This window comes from Micromonospora sp. DH13 (assembly GCF_020873825.1).
GTDB classification, from domain to species: domain Bacteria; phylum Actinomycetota; class Actinomycetes; order Mycobacteriales; family Micromonosporaceae; genus Micromonospora; species Micromonospora haikouensis.
The window spans coordinates 77639-93968 of record NZ_JAHWGR010000001.1; the positions used below are offsets into that span (position 1 = coordinate 77639).

General features: G+C 74.1%; 16 protein-coding genes and 1 riboswitch. Of the genes, 9 read left to right on the top strand and 7 right to left on the bottom strand.

All coding sequences use genetic code 11. From position 1 onward, the window contains the following. Positions 1–29 precede the first annotated feature (29 nt). Positions 30–290: a hypothetical protein gene (locus LPA42_RS00355; RefSeq protein WP_043968905.1), complete on the top strand. Its 261-nt coding sequence runs from the start codon at positions 30–32 to the stop codon at positions 288–290. A 130-nt stretch (positions 291–420) separates the two neighbouring features. On the opposite strand, the gene LPA42_RS00360 is transcribed toward LPA42_RS00355, so the two are convergent. Then, positions 421–1860, bottom strand: coding sequence for a glycine hydroxymethyltransferase (locus LPA42_RS00360; protein WP_043968906.1), 1440 nt, complete (start codon positions 1858–1860; stop codon positions 421–423). 18 nt (positions 1861–1878) lie between these two features. Continuing rightward, a riboswitch (ZMP/ZTP riboswitch) is annotated at positions 1879–1968 on the bottom strand. An 84-nt stretch (positions 1969–2052) separates the two neighbouring features. Here LPA42_RS00360 and LPA42_RS00365 point away from each other — a divergent pair. Further along, on the top strand, positions 2053–2901 hold the full coding sequence (locus LPA42_RS00365; protein ID WP_077940073.1) for a metallophosphoesterase: 849 nt from the start codon (positions 2053–2055) through the stop codon (positions 2899–2901). 76 nt (positions 2902–2977) lie between these two features. Here the strand turns inward: LPA42_RS00365 and LPA42_RS00370 are convergent, their stop codons facing one another. The 5 genes from LPA42_RS00370 to LPA42_RS00390 form a co-directional block, all read right to left on the bottom strand. Continuing rightward, positions 2978–3478, bottom strand: a complete 501-nt coding sequence (locus tag LPA42_RS00370; protein ID WP_077940074.1) for a hemerythrin domain-containing protein — start codon at positions 3476–3478, stop codon at positions 2978–2980. Positions 3479–3679: 201 nt separating this feature from the next. Next, positions 3680–5164, bottom strand: a complete 1485-nt coding sequence (locus LPA42_RS00375) for a S8 family serine peptidase (RefSeq protein WP_077940079.1) — start codon at positions 5162–5164, stop codon at positions 3680–3682. Positions 5165–5298: 134 nt separating this feature from the next. Further along, entirely contained in the window at positions 5299–6162 is an 864-nt protein-coding gene (locus LPA42_RS00380; protein WP_077940080.1) for an NAD(P)H-hydrate dehydratase, read from the bottom strand. Continuing rightward, positions 6146–6877 (bottom strand): histidine phosphatase family protein, encoded by a 732-nt coding sequence (locus tag LPA42_RS00385; protein ID WP_077940081.1) that lies wholly within the window; start codon positions 6875–6877, stop codon positions 6146–6148. The genes LPA42_RS00380 and LPA42_RS00385 overlap by 17 nt, the downstream gene beginning before the upstream one ends. A 52-nt stretch (positions 6878–6929) precedes the next feature. Beyond that, positions 6930–9047, bottom strand: a complete 2118-nt coding sequence (locus LPA42_RS00390; RefSeq protein WP_077940082.1) for an acyltransferase family protein — start codon at positions 9045–9047, stop codon at positions 6930–6932. Positions 9048–9216: 169 nt separating this feature from the next. On the opposite strand from LPA42_RS00390, the gene LPA42_RS00395 reads away from it, so the two are divergent. The 4 genes from LPA42_RS00395 to LPA42_RS00410 all read left to right on the top strand — a co-directional run bounded on the left by LPA42_RS00395 (position 9217) and on the right by LPA42_RS00410 (position 11889). Further along, positions 9217–9447, top strand: coding sequence for a hypothetical protein (locus LPA42_RS00395; RefSeq protein ID WP_043969572.1), 231 nt, complete (start codon positions 9217–9219; stop codon positions 9445–9447). Between the two features lie 171 nt (positions 9448–9618). Beyond that, the gene (locus tag LPA42_RS00400; RefSeq protein ID WP_077940086.1) at positions 9619–9945 is read left to right on the top strand and encodes a hypothetical protein; all 327 of its coding nucleotides are present in this window, start codon (positions 9619–9621) and stop codon (positions 9943–9945) included. Positions 9946–10013: 68 nt separating this feature from the next. After that, on the top strand, positions 10014–10835 hold the full coding sequence (locus LPA42_RS00405; protein ID WP_077940083.1) for an SAM-dependent methyltransferase: 822 nt from the start codon (positions 10014–10016) through the stop codon (positions 10833–10835). An 82-nt stretch (positions 10836–10917) separates the two neighbouring features. Next, positions 10918–11889 (top strand): DNA polymerase domain-containing protein, encoded by a 972-nt coding sequence (locus LPA42_RS00410; protein ID WP_077940084.1) that lies wholly within the window; start codon positions 10918–10920, stop codon positions 11887–11889. Positions 11890–11896: 7 nt separating this feature from the next. Here LPA42_RS00410 and LPA42_RS00415 read toward each other — a convergent pair whose 3' ends face one another. Continuing rightward, a complete protein-coding gene (locus LPA42_RS00415; RefSeq protein WP_228986267.1) occupies positions 11897–12331 on the bottom strand; it encodes an Lrp/AsnC family transcriptional regulator in 435 nt (144 codons plus the stop codon). A gap of 144 nt (positions 12332–12475) precedes the next feature. Here LPA42_RS00415 and pdhA point away from each other — a divergent pair, with 144 nt between their 5' ends. Genes pdhA through LPA42_RS00430 form a run of 3 tightly spaced genes read left to right on the top strand, consistent with a single transcriptional unit; the run spans position 12476 to position 16130 of the window. Continuing rightward, positions 12476–13702 (top strand): pyruvate dehydrogenase (acetyl-transferring) E1 component subunit alpha, encoded by a 1227-nt coding sequence (pdhA, locus tag LPA42_RS00420; protein ID WP_077940087.1) that lies wholly within the window; start codon positions 12476–12478, stop codon positions 13700–13702. Further along, on the top strand, positions 13702–14718 hold the full coding sequence (locus LPA42_RS00425; protein ID WP_043968913.1) for an alpha-ketoacid dehydrogenase subunit beta: 1017 nt from the start codon (positions 13702–13704) through the stop codon (positions 14716–14718). The genes pdhA and LPA42_RS00425 overlap by 1 nt, the downstream gene beginning before the upstream one ends. Then, entirely contained in the window at positions 14715–16130 is a 1416-nt protein-coding gene (locus LPA42_RS00430; RefSeq protein WP_228986211.1) for a dihydrolipoamide acetyltransferase family protein, read from the top strand. Before LPA42_RS00425 ends, LPA42_RS00430 begins: the two co-directional genes overlap by 4 nt. The last annotated feature ends 200 nt before the right edge of the window (positions 16131–16330 follow it).

Consider the following 16330-nt stretch of genomic DNA (forward strand, 5'->3'; position numbering starts at 1 on the left):
GCGCCACGCGCCCGGGCGGACCGGCCATAATGGACCGCATGGTCGCATGGGAGTACGCACTGTTGGTCCGCCGCTACCAGGGGCAGGGGCGCAATTTCCACGTCTCGTTCGTGTGGTACGGCCCGGACGGGTCCCGCACCGACATCACCGCGTACGGCGACACCGCGATCGCGCACCTCAACCGGGCCGGCCGGGAAGGCTGGGAGCTGGTCTCCGCGGCCGAGGACGTGAACAACGTCCAGGGCAGCACCGAGGTCCACCGCTACCACCTCAAGCGCCCCATGGCCTGACCCGCCCTTTCGCTCTCCGGGGCGGCACGGCGTCCCGCCGTGCCGCCCCGCCCCGGTGATCAAGAGAAAAGCGTCAAAATCGATCTCGACGATGACGCTTTTCTCTTGATCACCGAACAGGTGGGGGCGGTCAGGCCAGGGTGACCGAGGGGTAGAGGGGGTGGGTCGACAGGAGGTCGGTGGCCTGGCGGCTGACCTTGTCGGCCAGGGCCGGGTCCAGGACATACTTGGCCTTCGACGGCGTGCCGTCGGCGTTCGACCCCGGCGTGGTCTGGCTGAGCACGGTGTGGATCAGCTCGGCCGTCGCGTCCATCTCGGCGGTGCCCAGGCCCCGGGTGGTCAGGGCGGGGGTGCCGATCCGGATGCCCGAGGTGTACCACGCGCCGTTCGGGTCCTGCGGGACCGCGTTGCGGTTGGTGACGATGCCCGAGTCCAGCAGCGCCTGCTCGGCCTGCCGGCCGGTCAGGCCGTACCCGGAGACGTCGATGAGCACCAGGTGGTTGTCGGTGCCACCGGTGACCAGCGTCGCGCCCCGGCGCAGCAGCCCCTCGGCGAGGGCCTGGGCGTTGTCGACGATGCGCTGCGCGTAGTCGGCGAAGTCGGGGCGACGCGCCTCGGCCAGGGCGACCGCCTTGGCGGCCATCACGTGCGGCAGCGGACCGCCGAGCACCATCGGGCAGCCCCGGTCGACCTGGTCGGCCAGCTCCGGGCCGCACAGCACCATGCCGCCGCGCGGGCCGCGCAGCGACTTGTGGGTGGTGGTGGTGACGATGTGCGCGTGCGGCACCGGGTCGAAGTCGCCGGTGAAGACCTTGCCGGCCACCAGGCCGGCGAAGTGCGCCATGTCGACCATGAACGTCGCGCCCACCGAGTCGGCGATCTCCCGCATGATCCGGAAGTTGACCTTCCTCGGGTACGCCGAGTAGCCGGCGACCAGGATCAACGGCCGGAACTCGCGGGCCGCCTCGGCGACCCGGTCGTAGTCGATCAGGCCGGTGGCCGGGTCGGTGCCGTAGCTGCGCTGGTCGAACATCTTGCCGGAGATGTTCGGCCGGAAACCGTGGGTGAGGTGGCCGCCCGCGTCCAGCGACATGCCGAGCATCCGCTGGTCGCCCAGCTCGCGGCGCAGCGCGAACCAGTCCTCCTCGGTCAGGTCGTTGACCTGACGCACCTGCGCCCGCTTCAGGGCCGGGGACTCCACCCGGTCGGCCAGGATCGCCCAGAAAGCCACCAGGTTCGCGTCGATGCCCGAGTGCGGCTGCACGTACGCGTGCGACGCGCCGAACAGCTCCCGGGCGTGCTCGGCGGCGAGCGCCTCGACGGTGTCCACGTTCTGGCAGCCCGCGTAGAAGCGGCGGCCGACCGTGCCCTCGGCGTACTTGTCGCTGAACCAGTTGCCCATCGCCAGCAGCGTGGCGGGGGAGGCGTAGTTCTCGCTCGCGATCAACTTCAGCGACTCGCGCTGGTCTGCCAGCTCCGCCCCGATCGCGTCGGCGACCCGGGGCTCGACGGCGCGGATCACCTCGAGGGCGCTGCGGAAGGCGGTGGATTCGGCGTTCGGCGACGACATGCGACCTCCTGGTGACGTGCGGAAGGCCCAGGCGCTCGGCAGACGTCCTGATGACGGGACCGCTTCCCGATGGTTGTCCATCCCCACGCGCCAGTCACGGCCCGGCCCGATCCTACCCGGTCCGCCCTGGGGCGGGCCGGGCCGGACCACCTTCGGCGGTCTCCGCGTTCGCGGCGGCTCCCGTAGGATCGACTGGTGGTGGGGGAGGACGACGGGGCGCTGCTCGCGATCAGCGACCTGCATGTGACATACGCGGAGAACCGGGCGATCGTCGAGGGCCTGCGCCCCCGTTCACCGGGCGACTGGCTGCTGGTCGCGGGCGACGTCGCCGACACCGTGGCCGACATCGAATGGGCGCTGGGCCTGCTCAGCCGGCGCTTCGCGAAGGTGATGTGGGCCCCGGGCAACCACGACCTGTGGACGCCGTCGAGCGACCCGGTCACCCTGCGCGGGGTGGCCCGCTACCGGCACCTGGTCGACGTCTGCCGCGCCCTGGGCGTGGTCACCCCGGAGGATCCCTACCCGGTGTGGCGGGGCCCCGGAGGGCCGGCGCTGGTCGTGCCGCTGTTCCTGCTCTACGACTACACCTGGCGGCCCGAGGGCCTCGACACCCGCGAGGCGGCCCTGGCCGAGGCGTACGCCACCGGCATCGTCTGCACCGACGAATACCTGCTGCACCCGGACCCGTACCCGAGCCGGCAGGACTGGTGCGCGGCCCGGCTCGCCGAGACGGCCGCGCGGCTCGACGCCCGCGATCCGGCGCTGCCGACGGTGCTGGTCAGCCACTGGCCGCTGGTGCGCGAGCCGACCCGGATCCTGCGCTATCCGATCTTCGCCCAGTGGTGCGGCACCGACGCCACCGCGGACTGGCACGTGCGCTACGGGGCCGCCGCGGCCGTCTACGGCCACCTGCACATCCCCCGCACGACCTGGCACGACGGGGTGCGCTTCGAAGAGGTGTCGGTCGGCTACCCCCGCGAGTGGCGACGCCGCTCCGTCCCACCGGGCCAGCTCCGCCAGATCCTCCCGCCCCCGGACTGATCCACCCCCTCCGATTCTTGGACAGTTGTCGTCACGAGCGGACGGCAACTGTCCAAGAATCGCGTGCGGGGCGCGGTCAGGCGGTGACCGCGTCCAGCGCCTTCTTGATCGCCTTCGGGGCGGTGGGGCTGCGCGGGGCGTCGGCGCGCAGCGCGAGCATCCGCTCGCCGATCTCCTGCAGCTGCTTGCGACCGAGCGCCTCCCGCACCTTCGGGAACCACTCCTGCTCCTCCTCCTCGACGTGGTGCTCCACGTTCTCGATCAGCACCGTGGTCTTGGCGTTGAAGTGGTCGTCGTCGGCGTCCATGGTGGCCAGCTCGGCGCAGAGCAGGTCGGCCACGTGGTGCTCCTCGTACGATTCGAGGATGTCGTCCTCCAGGTCCGGCAGCAGCTTGCGGACCTCCGGGTACATCACCTCGTTCTCCAGGTAGGTGTGCACCGTGAGGGCCTCCAGGATCTGCCCCACCAGCTTCTGCCGCTGGCTCGCCGGCCCGTCCTGCGCATCCTGGAAGGCCCGGAACAGGCGGCGCATCTCCTTGTGGTCCTCTTTGAGCACGACGATGGCATCGGTCGACACGGGTGGCCTCCTAGGTTCGGCTGATGATCGACCGGTACCCCGAGGTCACCACCGGAAACAGGCGTCACCCGATCGGTGGACGGTCCCGTCGCCCGCCCGCCCGCCCCCGGCCGGTGCGGCCCGGCCCACGGCGCGTCGCTGCCGGAAACACGCTGGTGGGTCCCGGCGAATGCCGGGCCCCACCAGTTTCCCGTCAGGCGGTCACTTGACCGCGTTGTACGCGTTGACGGTGCCCGCGCCGTAGAACCCGTTGCGGGCCCCGCCGGAGCAGGTCGCGTCGTACGCGTGCGGGCCCGTCGGGATCAGCGGGACCGGGTTGTACACGCCCGCCGGGCAGGAGCGGGCGACGGCGGTGCGCTCCAGGAACGACGCGAGCTGCCCCGGCGTCATCCCCGGGTGGGCCGACAGGGCCAGGGCGGCGACGCCGGTCGCGTGCGGACCGGACATCGAGGTGCCCTGCTTGTAGCCCCACCCGTTGGCGCGGGTGGCCGTGTTGAAGGTGGTGGACAGGATCGCGTCGGTGCTGGTCGAGCGGGTGCCCTGGGTGCGGAACCGGGTGTCGCCGCCCGGGGCCGTCACGTCGACGACGCCCTGCCCGTACGAGGAGTAGTAGCTCTTGTCCCCGGTCGGGCCGACCGCCGACACGGTCACCACGCCCGGCGCCTCGGCCGGCAGGTCGAGGCAGGCGTTGGTGAGGTTCTCGCGGGTCTCGGGCGTCCCGTTGTTCGGGCTGCCCTCGTCGGTGATCTTGTGCGCGAGGTCGTAGTTGGAGTTGCCCGCGGACGCCACGTTGAGCACGCCCTTGCTCTGCGAGTAGCGGATGGCCCGCTGCACGGCCTGCCACACCGGACGCTGGCGCGCGTCGTTGCGGCAGTTCAGCTCCCACGGGTCGATGTAGTAGCTGTTGTTGGTCAGCTGCATGCCGTGCTCGGCGGCCCACACGAACCCGCAGACCGCTGCCTCCGGGAAGATGTAGCCGTCGTCGTTGACCACCTTGACGGCGGCCACCTTGACGCCCGGGGCGACGCCGGTCACCCCGACGCCGTTGATCGCGGCGGCGATGGTGCCGGCCACGTGGGTGCCGTGGTCGGAGGTGGTCGGGTTCCAGGCGGCCTCGGTGGTGTCGGTGACACCGCCGACACAGGACGTGCTCTTGTCCCTGGCGATCTGGCTGGCCAGGTCCGGGTGGCTGGAGGAGATGCCGCTGTCGAGCACGCCGACGACCACGTCCGGGCTGCCGGTCGTGATCGCGTGGGCCTGCGGGACGCCGATCATCGGCATGTCCCACTGCTGCCCGTACAGCGGCTCGGTGGTCGGGTCGCCGCTGGCCGCGGCGGCGTCGGCCGCCGAGACCTCCACGGTCTCGCCCTCGTCGAGGGCGCTGCCGAGGCCGGTGGTGGCGGCCACCGACTCGACGCCGGCACCCTTCACCGCCGAGGCGAAGTCGGGGTTGGCCGACCGGACGACGAGCACGCCGATCTGGTGGTAGCTGGCCACCACCGTGCCGTTCGCGGCGGCGACCCGGGCCGCCGCGGCGTCGGTCGTCGCACCCTGCGGGGCGAGGACCAGGAAGGTGGTGTCGGGGCCGACGGCCGCCGCCGGGGCCGGTCCGCCGGTGAGGGCGAGACCGACGCCGAGCGTCACGGCGGACGCGGCGGCCAGGGTCTTGCGACGCAGGTTCTTCACACAGACTCCCAGGGGCTGTTCCAGCCGGCTCCGCGCCCCTGGTGGGGACGCGGCCGGCGGGAGGCGGACGGACGCCCGCCTCCGCTGGATGAGCGTCGGGAGCCCGGGCGGCGTTACACCGCCCCGGGGTGTGGTCAGACCGTGGCGAGGGTGTGCGGAATCTCGTCGAGCAGCTCGCGGGCGAGGAAGCCGATCCGGCCGAACCGGGGCACCAGGCGCTGCCCGCTGACCGCGTGCGCGAACGCCGCCCAGCAGGCCGCCTGCGCCGGCTCGGCGCCCCGGGACAGCAGGCCCGCCAGCAGCCCGGCGCGTACGTCTCCGCTGCCGGAGGTGCCCAGCCCCGCGTCGCCGCTCTCCTCCCGCCAGCACCGCCCGTCCGGTGCGGCGATGTGGCCGTAGAGGGAGACCACGGCGTCGTACCGGCGGGCCAGCTCGGCCGCCTCGGCGTCCAGGTCGTCGCCGGGGTCGCGGCCCAGCAGGTGCGTCGCCTCGGTCAGGTTGGGGGTCAGCACCACCGGGCGGCCCGAGTCGACCAGCAGGTCCGGTGCGTGGCTGAGCGCGCCGAGGGCGTACGCGTCGAGGACCAGCGCGGTCTGCTTCGGCGCGACGTCGAGCACCCCGCGCAGCAGTTCCCCGGTCGCGTCGATGTCCGTGAGCCCGGGGCCCACGGCCACCACGTCGGCGTCGGCCACCAGCCCGTCCAGCGGGTCGCCGGGGCGGCCCGCCACGGCCCCGTCGGTGGTCTCGGGCAGGCCCACGACCAGCGCCTCCGGCACCTGGATGCTCAGCGCGGCGGCGGTGGACTCGGCGGCGGCCAGTTGCAGCACCCCCGCGCCGGCCCGCAGGGCGGCCACCCCGGCCAGCAGCACCGCGCCGGGGGTGAACCGGGAGCCGCCGACGACCAGCACGGTGCCCCGGGCCTCCTTGCCCCCGGTCGGCACGGGCAGCGCCCACCGGCGCAGCAGCGCGGGGGTGATCACCTCAGACCGGTTCGGCATGGACCTCGTCCTCCCTGGTCGGGCGGGCTCCCTGCTGGCGCAGGTGGGTGACGTCGTTGAAGGTGTCGGGGACGAGCCGGCCCTCGGCGTCGGCGGTCCAGCCGGTGACCGAGCAGTTGGCGATCACGTGCTGGCGGGTCAGCGCCATCAGCTCCGGCTCGGTCAGCCCCTCCACGAGGTAGCGGAGCAGGAACACCAGCGCGTCGTGGCCGAAGAGCAGCACCCGCCGGTCGGCGTGGTCGCGGCGCAGGTCGCCCAGCAGGGCGCGCAGCCGCAGCGCCACGTCCGTCCACGACTCGCCGCCGGGCGGCCGGTAGTAGAACTTGCCCAGCCGGGCCCGGCGCTGCGCCTCGTCGGGGAACCGGCTGGCGACGCCGTGCCCGGTCAGGCCGTCCAGGACGCCCAGCTCGCGGTCGCGCAGCCGCTCGTCGCGGCTGACCGGGATGCCGGTGCCGTCGAGGGCCAGCTCGGCGGTGCGCACGGCCCGCAGGTACGGCGACACGACCGCCACGTCCGGCCGCCGCCGCTGCGGCAGCTCGGCCAGCCAGCGCCCGGTCGCCCGGGCCTGCTGCTCGCCGGTGGGGGACAGCGGCACGTCCGCGTCGCGGTGGGTCAGCCCGATCAGCTCCGCCCCCGTGCTCTCCGCCTCGGTCGCCGCGACGTTCGCCGTGCTCTCGCCGTGACGCACGATCCACAGCGCTGCCAGTTCCGCCATGCGCCGCACCGTACCCGGGGCTGCCGGACGGTAACCCTGGCCAGGGCGGAGCCTAGTTGAGCAGCGTCACCAGGCGGTCCCGCAGCCGGGGAGCGAGGGTCGAGGTGTACGTGGCGGTGAGGTGGTTGCTGTCCCGATAGATCAGGACACCGCCGATGACCGCCGCGCAGGGGTCGACCGGGCAGATGGCGTCATTGAGGTCGACCAGGTGGATGTTCCGTTGCCCCGCCGCCGCCGATTCCTGCGCGGCCCCGCCGCCGGGGCCCAGGGCGGACTCCCGGTCTGTGGCGCAGCGCGTCAACTTGCGTGGGTTGGCCGCCACGCACTCGGGGGCGTTGCGCGTCAGGTAGGGCGAGTCGCGGAGCACGACCACGGTGGCGCCCACCGCCGTGACCGACCGCCAGGTCGCGCGCAGGCCCTCGGCCATGCCCTTGTTCGCCTCGTCGGTGGCGTCGCGGTCCACCCCGTAGGGGCGGTAGAAGGTGTTGCTCACCAGCAGCAGATCCGGTTTGTCGACCTCGACGAGCTGCTTCTGCACGACGCGGTTCCAGTCCCGGCAGCCGGGCTCCGGTCGTTCCCGCCAGGCCACCTCCAGGGCGATGAACGGGCAGGCGGAGCGGGTGTAGGACAGCAGCCGCCAGCCCTCCGCCTCGGCGATGAGCTTCAGGGCCGGCAGCCACTGGTTGGCGTGCGAGTCCCCCGCGAGCGCGACGGTGGTCGCGCCGAAGGGGTCCCCGTACTTGCAGGGGAACGCCTGGTCGTTGTGCTGCCCGGCGCCGCAGGCGGGGCTCCAGTGCTCGGGCCCGTCCTTCTTGGCGACACCGGGGTCGGGGACGATGGACGCGACCCGGTCGACGGCTGCTCCGGCGCGGGCGCCCAGCGGCGTCTTGCCGAGCACCGCGGCGCCGGGCGGGCCACTGGGGGCGAGCGTCGCGCCCGGGGTGGGACCGCCGATCGGCGGCAGGGCCACCGGGGTCGGCGGCGCCTGCCGGGGTGGCCACACCGTGAGCTGGAACAGCAGGCCGGCGGCGACGGCGGCGCCCGTGCAGAGGGCGCCGACGCGCAGGGCGGCGGCCGGCTCCCACCGCAGCGCCGCGGACGTCCGGATCGGGTTCTCCACGAACCGGTAGGTGAGCGCGGCCGGCACGGCGGACAGCGCCACCACGCCGAGGGCCGCCTGCGTGCTGAGTTCGCCGAACCGCGCCTCGGCGGCGATCAGCAGCGGCCAGTGCCACAGGTAGAGCGAGTAGGACAGGGCGCCGACGGCGCGGATCGGCCGCCACCCGAGTGCGCCGGCCGGGCCGAACCGACCGGCGGCCTGCGCGCCCGCGATCACGGCGGCGGTGCCGACCGTCGGCAGCAGCGCCTGGTAGCCGGGGAAGGCCCGGTCGGGGTCGACGAGGAGGGCGGACCCGGCCACCGTGGCCAGTCCGGCCCAGGCGATCACGGCGGCCAGCGGCCGGGGCAGCCGGTGCACGCGGGTGCCGGCGATGGCGACGGCCCCGCCGAGGGCGAGTTCCCACAGCCGGGTGGTGGTGACGAAGTAGGCCGGGCCGGGGTCGGTCTGGCTCGCGTGGACCGACCAGGCGAACGAGGGCAGCGCGACGAGGGCGAAGCCGGCCATCAGGGCGCCCCGGCGCAGCCGGCGACGGCCGCCGAGCACGGCGAGGCCGAGCAGGAGCAGCGGCCAGCCGAGGTAGAACTGCTCCTCGACGCCGAGGGACCAGAAGTGCTGGACGATGCTGGGCGCCGCGTCGGCGGCCCAGTAGTCGGTGGCCTGGACGGCGAGCCGCCAGTTCAGCCCGTAGGCGGCGCTGGCCACCACGTCCCAGGCGGTGTCGGCCCAGCGGGTGCGGGGCAGCAGGAGCCAGGTGAGCAGGAGGCTGGCCACCAGCACGACGGCCGCGGCGGGCAGCAGGCGCTTGGCCCGGCGGGCGTAGAAGCCGGGCAGGGAGATCCGGCCGGTGCGTTCGAGTTCGGCGACGAGCAGGCCGGTGATGAGGAATCCGGAGATGACGAAGAAGACGTCGACGCCGGCGAAGCCGCCCGGTACGAGGTCGCGCCCGGCATGGCCGACGAGGACCATGACCACGGCGAGGGCGCGCAGCCCCTCGATGTCTCCCCGGAAGGTCGACCGCGCGGACCCTTCCGGCGTGACTGGTAAGCGCATCCGATGCCCCGTTTCCCCTGATATCGACCAGTTGGCGACGTGTACAACGGGGCGGGACGGCGGAGGTTATCCCCGCCCGCCGCGCGGGGGTGGCGCGTACGACCGGGCCCGGCGGGTAAGCGCGGGGCCGAACGGTAGCCGAGACACGGGGAGGTTGGCCGTGGCCACGATGGTCAGGGAGATCAGCAGTCCGGTGCGGGACAAGAACTACGACCTGATCCACGCGCTGCAGATGTCGCTGGAGCACGTCTACCGGATGGAGATCTACATCTCCGACGCCGAGGAGCGCGGCGACAAGGAACTCGCCACCTGGTTCCGCAAGATCCAGGAGAACAACCGCAAGGCGGGCGAGCAGGGCAAGCAGATGCTGATGGATCGGCTCCAGCGCGAGAAGAGCTGAGTCGGCCGCGCCGGCCGGGTGGACCGCGTCCACCCGGCCGGCGCGCACCTGCGGCACGGGGCAGCGCCGTGGCCGTACGCCCGGCAGAATGTCACCCGCGCCGCCGGTGGCCCCGGCGGCGCGGGTGTCGACGGGCGCCGGCCGCGGGCCGGCCGAGAGGGGTGCGCGGCGATGACGGTGGTCCGGGGTCTGCGCGAGGCGCTCGTGCTGTTCGTCGTCGCGCTGGTGGCGGTCGCCGCCGCCGCGGGCGTGTGGACGGCGGTCAGCGGCGGCGAGTTCGTCTTCCGGCTCGGCGTCGCGCTCATCGTCGTCGGCACCCTGCTCGGGCTCACCGGCGACCTGACCCTGAGCCGGATCGGCATGCTGCCCGCCCGGGCGGCCTTCGGGTTGGCCCCCGAGCGGGAGGACGCGGGCGGCGGGCGGGTGCTCACCGGGGTCGGCATCTTCCTGTTCGTCTCGCTGCCGCTGATGGTCGTCGGGGTGGTGCTGCTGTCCTGACCCGACCCGATCGTCCGCCCGGCGCGGAGCTAGGCTGACCGGACATCCGCGACAGCCGAGGAGTTTTCGTGTCAGAGTCCGGCGACGTCGGGGTTCGCGACGGCGAACGGGTCGAGCCCATCGACACCTCGGTGGCAAACAACGCCCGGGTGTGGAACTACTGGCTCGGCGGCAAGGACAACTTCGAGCCGGACCGTCGGGTCGGCGACCACGTCCGCGCGATGTTCCCGGTCATCGGGGAGGTCGCCCGGGCCGACCGGCGCTTCCTCGCCCGCGCCGTGCGGCACCTCGCCGGCGAGGCGGGCGTGCGGCAGTTCCTCGACATCGGCACCGGCCTGCCGACCGCCGACAACACCCACCAGGTCGCGCAGGCCGTCGCCCCCGACGCGCGGATCGTCTACGTCGACAACGACCCCATGGTCCTCGTGCACGCCCGCGCCCTGCTGACCAGCTCCGCCGAGGGCGCCACGGACTACGTCGAGGCGGACGTCCACGACCCGGCGTCCATCCTGACCGCCGCCGCCCGGACGCTGGACCTCGACCGGCCGGTGGCCGTGATGATGCTGGGCATCCTCAACTTCGTCCTCGACACCGACGAGGCCGTGGCGATAGTGCGCCGGCTGATGGACGCGATGCCCCCGGGCAGCTACCTGGCGCTCACCCATCCCACCGTCGAGCTGGGCGGCGAGGCGAACGTGCCCGCCATGGAGTTCTGGAACGCCAACGCCGCGCCCCCGATCCGCGCGCGCACCGGAGCGGAGATCGCCCGGTTCCTCGACGGCCTGGAGCTGGTGGAGCCGGGCCTGGTGTCGTGCGCGCGGTGGCGGCCGGACGACGGCGAGGATCCGGCCGTCGTCCCGCAGTACGGCTGCGTGGCCCGCAGGCCCTGACCGCGCCGGGCCGCGCCGCACGTCCGCCGGACCGCCCCCGACCTGCCTGCGCCCGTCGGCGCGGCGTCGTACGGTGGCAGTCGTGGCCACGGCGGCGCAGGAGATCAGGGTCGGGGAGCGGGTGGTCCGCGTCTCCAGCCCCGACAAGCCGTACTTTCCCGAGCGCGGCCTGACCAAGCTCGACGTGGTGCGCTACTTTCTCGCCGTCGGCGACGGGATCCTGCGCGCCCTGCGGGACCGCCCGACCATGCTGGAGCGGTGGCCCCGGGGCGTGTTCGAGGGTGCGCGGATCGCCACCCGGCAGAGCAACCGGGGCGACGCGTTCTACCAGAAGCGGCTGCCGGCCGGCGCACCCGACTGGGTGCGCACCGCCCACCTGACGTTCCCCAGCGGACGCACGGCCGACGAGGTCGCGCCCGGCGAGCTGGCGGTGGTGATCTGGGCGGCCAACCTCGGCACGCTGCGCTTCCACCCGTGGCCGGTCACCGCCGCCGACACCGAACGCCCCGACCAGCTCCGCGTCGACCTCGACCCCATGCCCGGGGTCGACTTCGCGCAGGTGGTCCCGGTCGCCCGCGAGCTGCGGACGGTGCTGGCCGAGCGGGGGCTGGTCGGCTACCCGAAGACCACCGGCGGGCGGGGCCTGCACGTCTACCTGTCGATCGAGCCGAGGTGGGGCTTCGGCGACTGCCGCCGGGCGGTGCTGGCGCTGGGCCGCGAGCTGCAGCGCCGCCTGCCGCACCTGGTCACCACCACCTGGTGGCGCGAGCAGCGGGACCGGCCGGTCTTCGTCGACTACAACCAGATGTCGCGGGACCACACGATGGCCTCGGCGTACTCGATCCGGCCCACCCCGGCGGCGCTGGTCTCCGCGCCGCTGGACTGGGCGGAGCTGGACGACGCCCGGCCGGAGGACTTCGACGTGCTCACCCTGCCGGCGCGTTTCGCCGAGCGCGGCGACCCGCACGCCGGCCTGGACGGCCCGCGCTTCTCGCTGGAGCCGCTGCTGGAGCTGGCCGACCGCGCCGGCCTCGCGGCCCCGCCTGCGCACTGAGCCCGGCTCACGCCCACGGGCTGCGGGTGCCCTCGAACTCGTCGAAGACGAGCCAGCTGCGGGTGGACAGCACCCCGGCGATGCCCTGCACCCGGTCCAGCACCACGTCCCGCAGGGTGGCGTTGTCCGGCGCCCGGACCAGGGCGAGGACGTCGTGCTCGCCGCTGAGCAGCGCGACGTGCTCGACGTAGCGCACCCGGGCCAGCTCGGCCGACACCTCCCGCCAGGTGTTCTGCTGGATGGTCAGCGCGATGTACGCCGACGTGCCCAGCCCGGCCGGCTCGGGCGCGACCCGGGCCCGGAAGCCGGTGATCACGCCGTCGCGCAGCAGCCGTTCCACCCGCGCGTACGCGTTGGTCCGGGAGACGTGCACCCGCTCGGCGAGGGTACGGATGGAGATCCGCCCGTCGCGGGCCAGCTCGTCGAGGATGCGGCGGTCCACCTCGTCGAGTGGCCCGGCCGAACGTCCCGTACCGCCCTCCGTGCCCGGCTCCCCGGTGGTCTGCTGGCTCACATTCGGCCCTTTCCCCCGCCATTCGTCCCGCGTTCATCCCGCGTGTTGAGTCAATCATCCATCGGCAGGAGCATAGGTCCACCACAAGTCCAGGAGGTCCCCGCCGTGACGACCACACCCCAGGCGGTCCGCAGGGCATCCCCGCGCACCCGCCCGCCGGCCAAGAAGCCCACCAAGGCCCCCGCCCGCGAGCAGGCGGCGACCGACCCCGCCGCCGCCCTGCTGCCGCAGACCGAACCGGTGCGGCTGCTCGACCCCGACGGCACGCCCCGGCCGGCCCGCGCCGACTACCCCGAGCCGCCCGTCGAGGCCCTGCGCGAGATGTACCGCCGCATGGTCGTCGGCCGGCGCTTCGACACCCAGGCCACCGCCCTGACCAAGCAGGGCCGGCTCGCCGTCTACCCGTCCTCGCGCGGCCAGGAGGCCTGCCAGGTCGGCGCGGTGCTCGCCGTCCGCGACACCGACTGGGTCTTCCCGACCTACCGCGAGTCGATGGCGCTGGTCTCCCGGGGCATCGACCCCGTCGAGGTGCTCACCCTGCTGCGCGGCGACTGGCACTGCGGGTACGACCCCACCCGGGTGCACACCGCCCCGCAGTGCACCCCCCTGGCCACCCAGTGCGTGCACGCCGCCGGCCTCGCCTACGGGGAGGCCCACCAGGGCCGCGACACCGTGGCCCTGGCCTTCATCGGCGACGGCGCCACCAGCGAGGGCGACTTCCACGAGGGCGTCAACTTCGCCGCCGTGTTCAGGGCCCCCGTCGTGTTCTTCGTGCAGAACAACAAGTACGCCATCAGCGTCCCGCTGTCGCGGCAGACCGCCGCCCCGTCGCTGGCGTACAAGGGCGTCGGCTACGGCGTGCCCAGCGAGCAGGTCGACGGCAACGATCCCGTCGCCGTGCTCGCCGTGCTCACCCGCGCGGTCGCGCACGCCCGCGCCGGCAACGGCCCCTACCTGGTCGAGGCGCACACCTACCGGATGGAACCGCACACCAACGCCGACGACGCCACCCGCTACCGCGACGGCGCCGAGGTCGACACCTGGCGCGACCGCGACCCGGTCGCCCGGCTGGAGACGTACCTGCGCACGCGCGGCGCGCTCGACGACGCGGCCGTCGCCGCGATCGCCGAACAGGCCGAGGCGTACGCGGCCGACCTGCGCGAGCGGATGCACACCCAACCCGAGGTCGACCCGCTGAGCCTCTTCGACCACGTCTACGCCACGCCGACCCCGCAACTGGTCGAGCAGCGGGAGCTGGTGCGCGCCGAGCTGGCCGCCGACCGCGAGGACGGGCGCTGATGGCGACCACCACCATGGCGAAGGCGCTCAACGCCGCGCTCGCCGACGCGCTGGCCGACGACGAGCGGGTGCTCGTCTTCGGCGAGGACGTCGGCAAGCTCGGCGGCGTCTTCCGGATCACCGACGGCCTGCAGGCCCGGTTCGGCGACAAGCGCTGCTTCGACACCCCGCTCGCCGAGGCCGGCATCGTCGGCTTCGCCGTCGGCCTGGCCATGTCCGGGCTGCGGCCGGTGGTGGAGATGCAGTTCGACGCGTTCGCGTATCCGGCGTTCGAGCAGATCGCCTCGCACGTGGCGAAGCTGCGCAACCGCACCCGGGGCGCGCTCGGCGTGCCCATGGTCATCCGGGTGCCGTACGCGGGCGGCATCGGCGGCGTCGAGCACCACTGCGACTCGTCCGAGGCGTACTACGCGCACACCCCGGGCCTGAAGGTCGTCACCCCGGCGACGGTAGCCGACGCGTACTCGCTGCTGCGCGAGGCCATCGCGGACCCGGACCCGGTGGTGTTCCTGGAGCCGAAGAAGCTCTACTTCTCCAGCGCCGAGGCCGAGCTGCCGGCGGCCACCGAGCCGTTCGGCCGCGCCGTCGTGCGCCGGCCGGGCACCGACGCCACCCTGATCGCGTACGGGCCGGCGGTGCCGGTCGCCCTGGAGGCCGCCGAGGCCGCCCGCGAGGAGGGCTGGGACCTGGAGGTGGTGGACGTACGCACGATCGTCCCCCTCGACGACGCGACCATCGCCGCGTCGGTGCGCCGCACCGGCCGGTGCGTGGTGGTCAGCGAGGCGCAGGGCTTCGCCGGCGTCGGCGCGGAGATTGCCGCCCGGGTGCAGGAGCGCTGCTTCCACGCCCTGCACGCCCCGGTGCTGCGGGTGTCCGGCCTGGACATCCCGTACCCTGCGCCGATGCTGGAGCACACCCACCTGCCCGGCGTGGACCGGGTGCTCGACACGGTGGCGCGGCTCCAGTGGGACGACCGGCCCGACGCGCGCTGGCTGCCGCAGGGGAGCGCGGCATGACCGAGCAGGTGTTCCTCCTGCCCGACCTCGGCGAGGGGCTGACCGAGGCGGAGATCGTCGAATGGCGGGTCGCCGTCGGCGACACCGTGACGGTGGACCAGAGCGTGGTCGAGGTGGAGACCGCGAAGGCCGTCGTGGACGTGCCCTGCCCGTATGCCGGGCGGGTGGTGGCCCTGCACGGCGCGGCGGGCGAGACGCGCCCGGTCGGCCAGCCGCTGATCACCATCGCGCCCGCCGACGGCGAGCCCGCCGGGCACGCCACCTACCGGGAGGAGGAGCGCGCCGGCAGCGGCAACGTCCTCATCGGGTACGGCACCGGGCACGGCGCGGCGGGCCGACGACGCCGCCGGCCCCGGCTCACGGTCGCCCCCGAGCCCGCACCGGTCCCCAACTCCGCGCCCATGCCCGCCGCCGCGCCCGCCCCGGCCCCCGCGCCCGTCGCGGCGGCTTCCGGGCCGGCGGCGGTACCCGGGGGCGCGGTCGCCCTGGTGATCTCCCCGATCGTGCGGCGGCTGGCCCGGGAGCACGGCATCGACCCGGCCACCCTGCGCGGCACCGGCCCGGGCGGGGTGGTGCGCCGCGCCGACGTCGAGGCGGCCCTCGCCGGCCCGGCCCCGGCGCCCCGGCCCACCCCGGTGCCCGACCGCCCCGACGCGGCCCCGACCGGTGGGGCCGACGGTCCGACCACGGCGGGACGGGCCGCCGTGCCGGCGGGCGAGGAGGACCTGGTCGTCCCGCTCACCGGCGTCCGCAAGGTGATCGCCGACAAGCTCTCCCGCAGCCGGCGGGAGATCCCCGAGGTGACCATCTGGGTCGACGCGGACGCCACCGCCCTGGTGGAGAGCCGCCGGGCGATCAACGCCGCGACCCCGGACGCGCCGGTGAGCCTGCTGGCCCTGCTGGCCCGGATCTGCCTCAGCGGCCTGCGGCGCTTCCCGCAGCTCAACGCGCGCGTCGACACCGAGGGGCAGCGGATCGTCCAGTCCCGCGGGGTGCACCTGGGCATCGCCGCGCAGACCGACCGGGGCCTGGTCGTCCCGGTGCTGCGCGACGCGCACCTGCTGACCACCCGGGAGCTGGCCGCGGCGCTGGCCGAGACCACCGCCGCCGCCCGGGCCGGCACCCTGCCGCCGGCCCGCCTCACCGGCGGCACGTTCACCCTCAACAACTACGGCGTGTTCGGCGTCGACGGCTCCACCCCGATCATCAACCACCCCGAGGCGGCGCTGCTCGGCGTGGGACGGATCGTGGACAAGCCGTGGGTCGTCGACGGGCAGCTCGCCGTGCGCAAGGTGACGCAGCTCAGCCTCACCTTCGACCACCGGGTCTGCGACGGCGGGGTGGCCGGCGGCTTCCTGCGGCACGTCGCGGACTGCGTGGAGCAGCCCGCCCTGCTGGTCGCCAACGTGTGAGCCGGTCCCGGCGGCAGCGCGCCGCCGGGACCGGAAACGCCCATTCCGTCCGCCCCGCCCTCCCTGCCGTCCCTTTTCGCTCGCGCCCCGCCGAATGGGCCGGAAATACGTTCCCGATCCGGATCGCCGCTCATTCACCGAGCATCCGGTCAGCTCGATCCGATCCTTTTCCTCTTCCGTTTCTCCCTGCTGTTGCCGGG

Coding starts and splice junctions, on each gene's coding strand:
- LPA42_RS00400 (WP_077940086.1), top strand. CDS start 9,619: ATGACGGTGGTCCGGGGTCTGCGCGAGGCGCTCGTGCTGTTCGTCGTC.
- LPA42_RS00360 (WP_043968906.1), bottom strand. CDS start 1,860: ATGTCGTCGCCGAACGCCGAATCCACCGCCTTCCGCAGCGCCCTCGAG.
- LPA42_RS00385 (WP_077940081.1), bottom strand. CDS start 6,877: ATGGCGGAACTGGCAGCGCTGTGGATCGTGCGTCACGGCGAGAGCACG.
- LPA42_RS00390 (WP_077940082.1), bottom strand. CDS start 9,047: ATGCGCTTACCAGTCACGCCGGAAGGGTCCGCGCGGTCGACCTTCCGG.
- LPA42_RS00355 (WP_043968905.1), top strand. CDS start 30: ATGGACCGCATGGTCGCATGGGAGTACGCACTGTTGGTCCGCCGCTAC.
- LPA42_RS00425 (WP_043968913.1), top strand. CDS start 13,702: ATGGCGACCACCACCATGGCGAAGGCGCTCAACGCCGCGCTCGCCGAC.
- LPA42_RS00395 (WP_043969572.1), top strand. CDS start 9,217: ATGGTCAGGGAGATCAGCAGTCCGGTGCGGGACAAGAACTACGACCTG.
- LPA42_RS00380 (WP_077940080.1), bottom strand. CDS start 6,162: ATGCCGAACCGGTCTGAGGTGATCACCCCCGCGCTGCTGCGCCGGTGG.
- LPA42_RS00430 (WP_228986211.1), top strand. CDS start 14,715: ATGACCGAGCAGGTGTTCCTCCTGCCCGACCTCGGCGAGGGGCTGACC.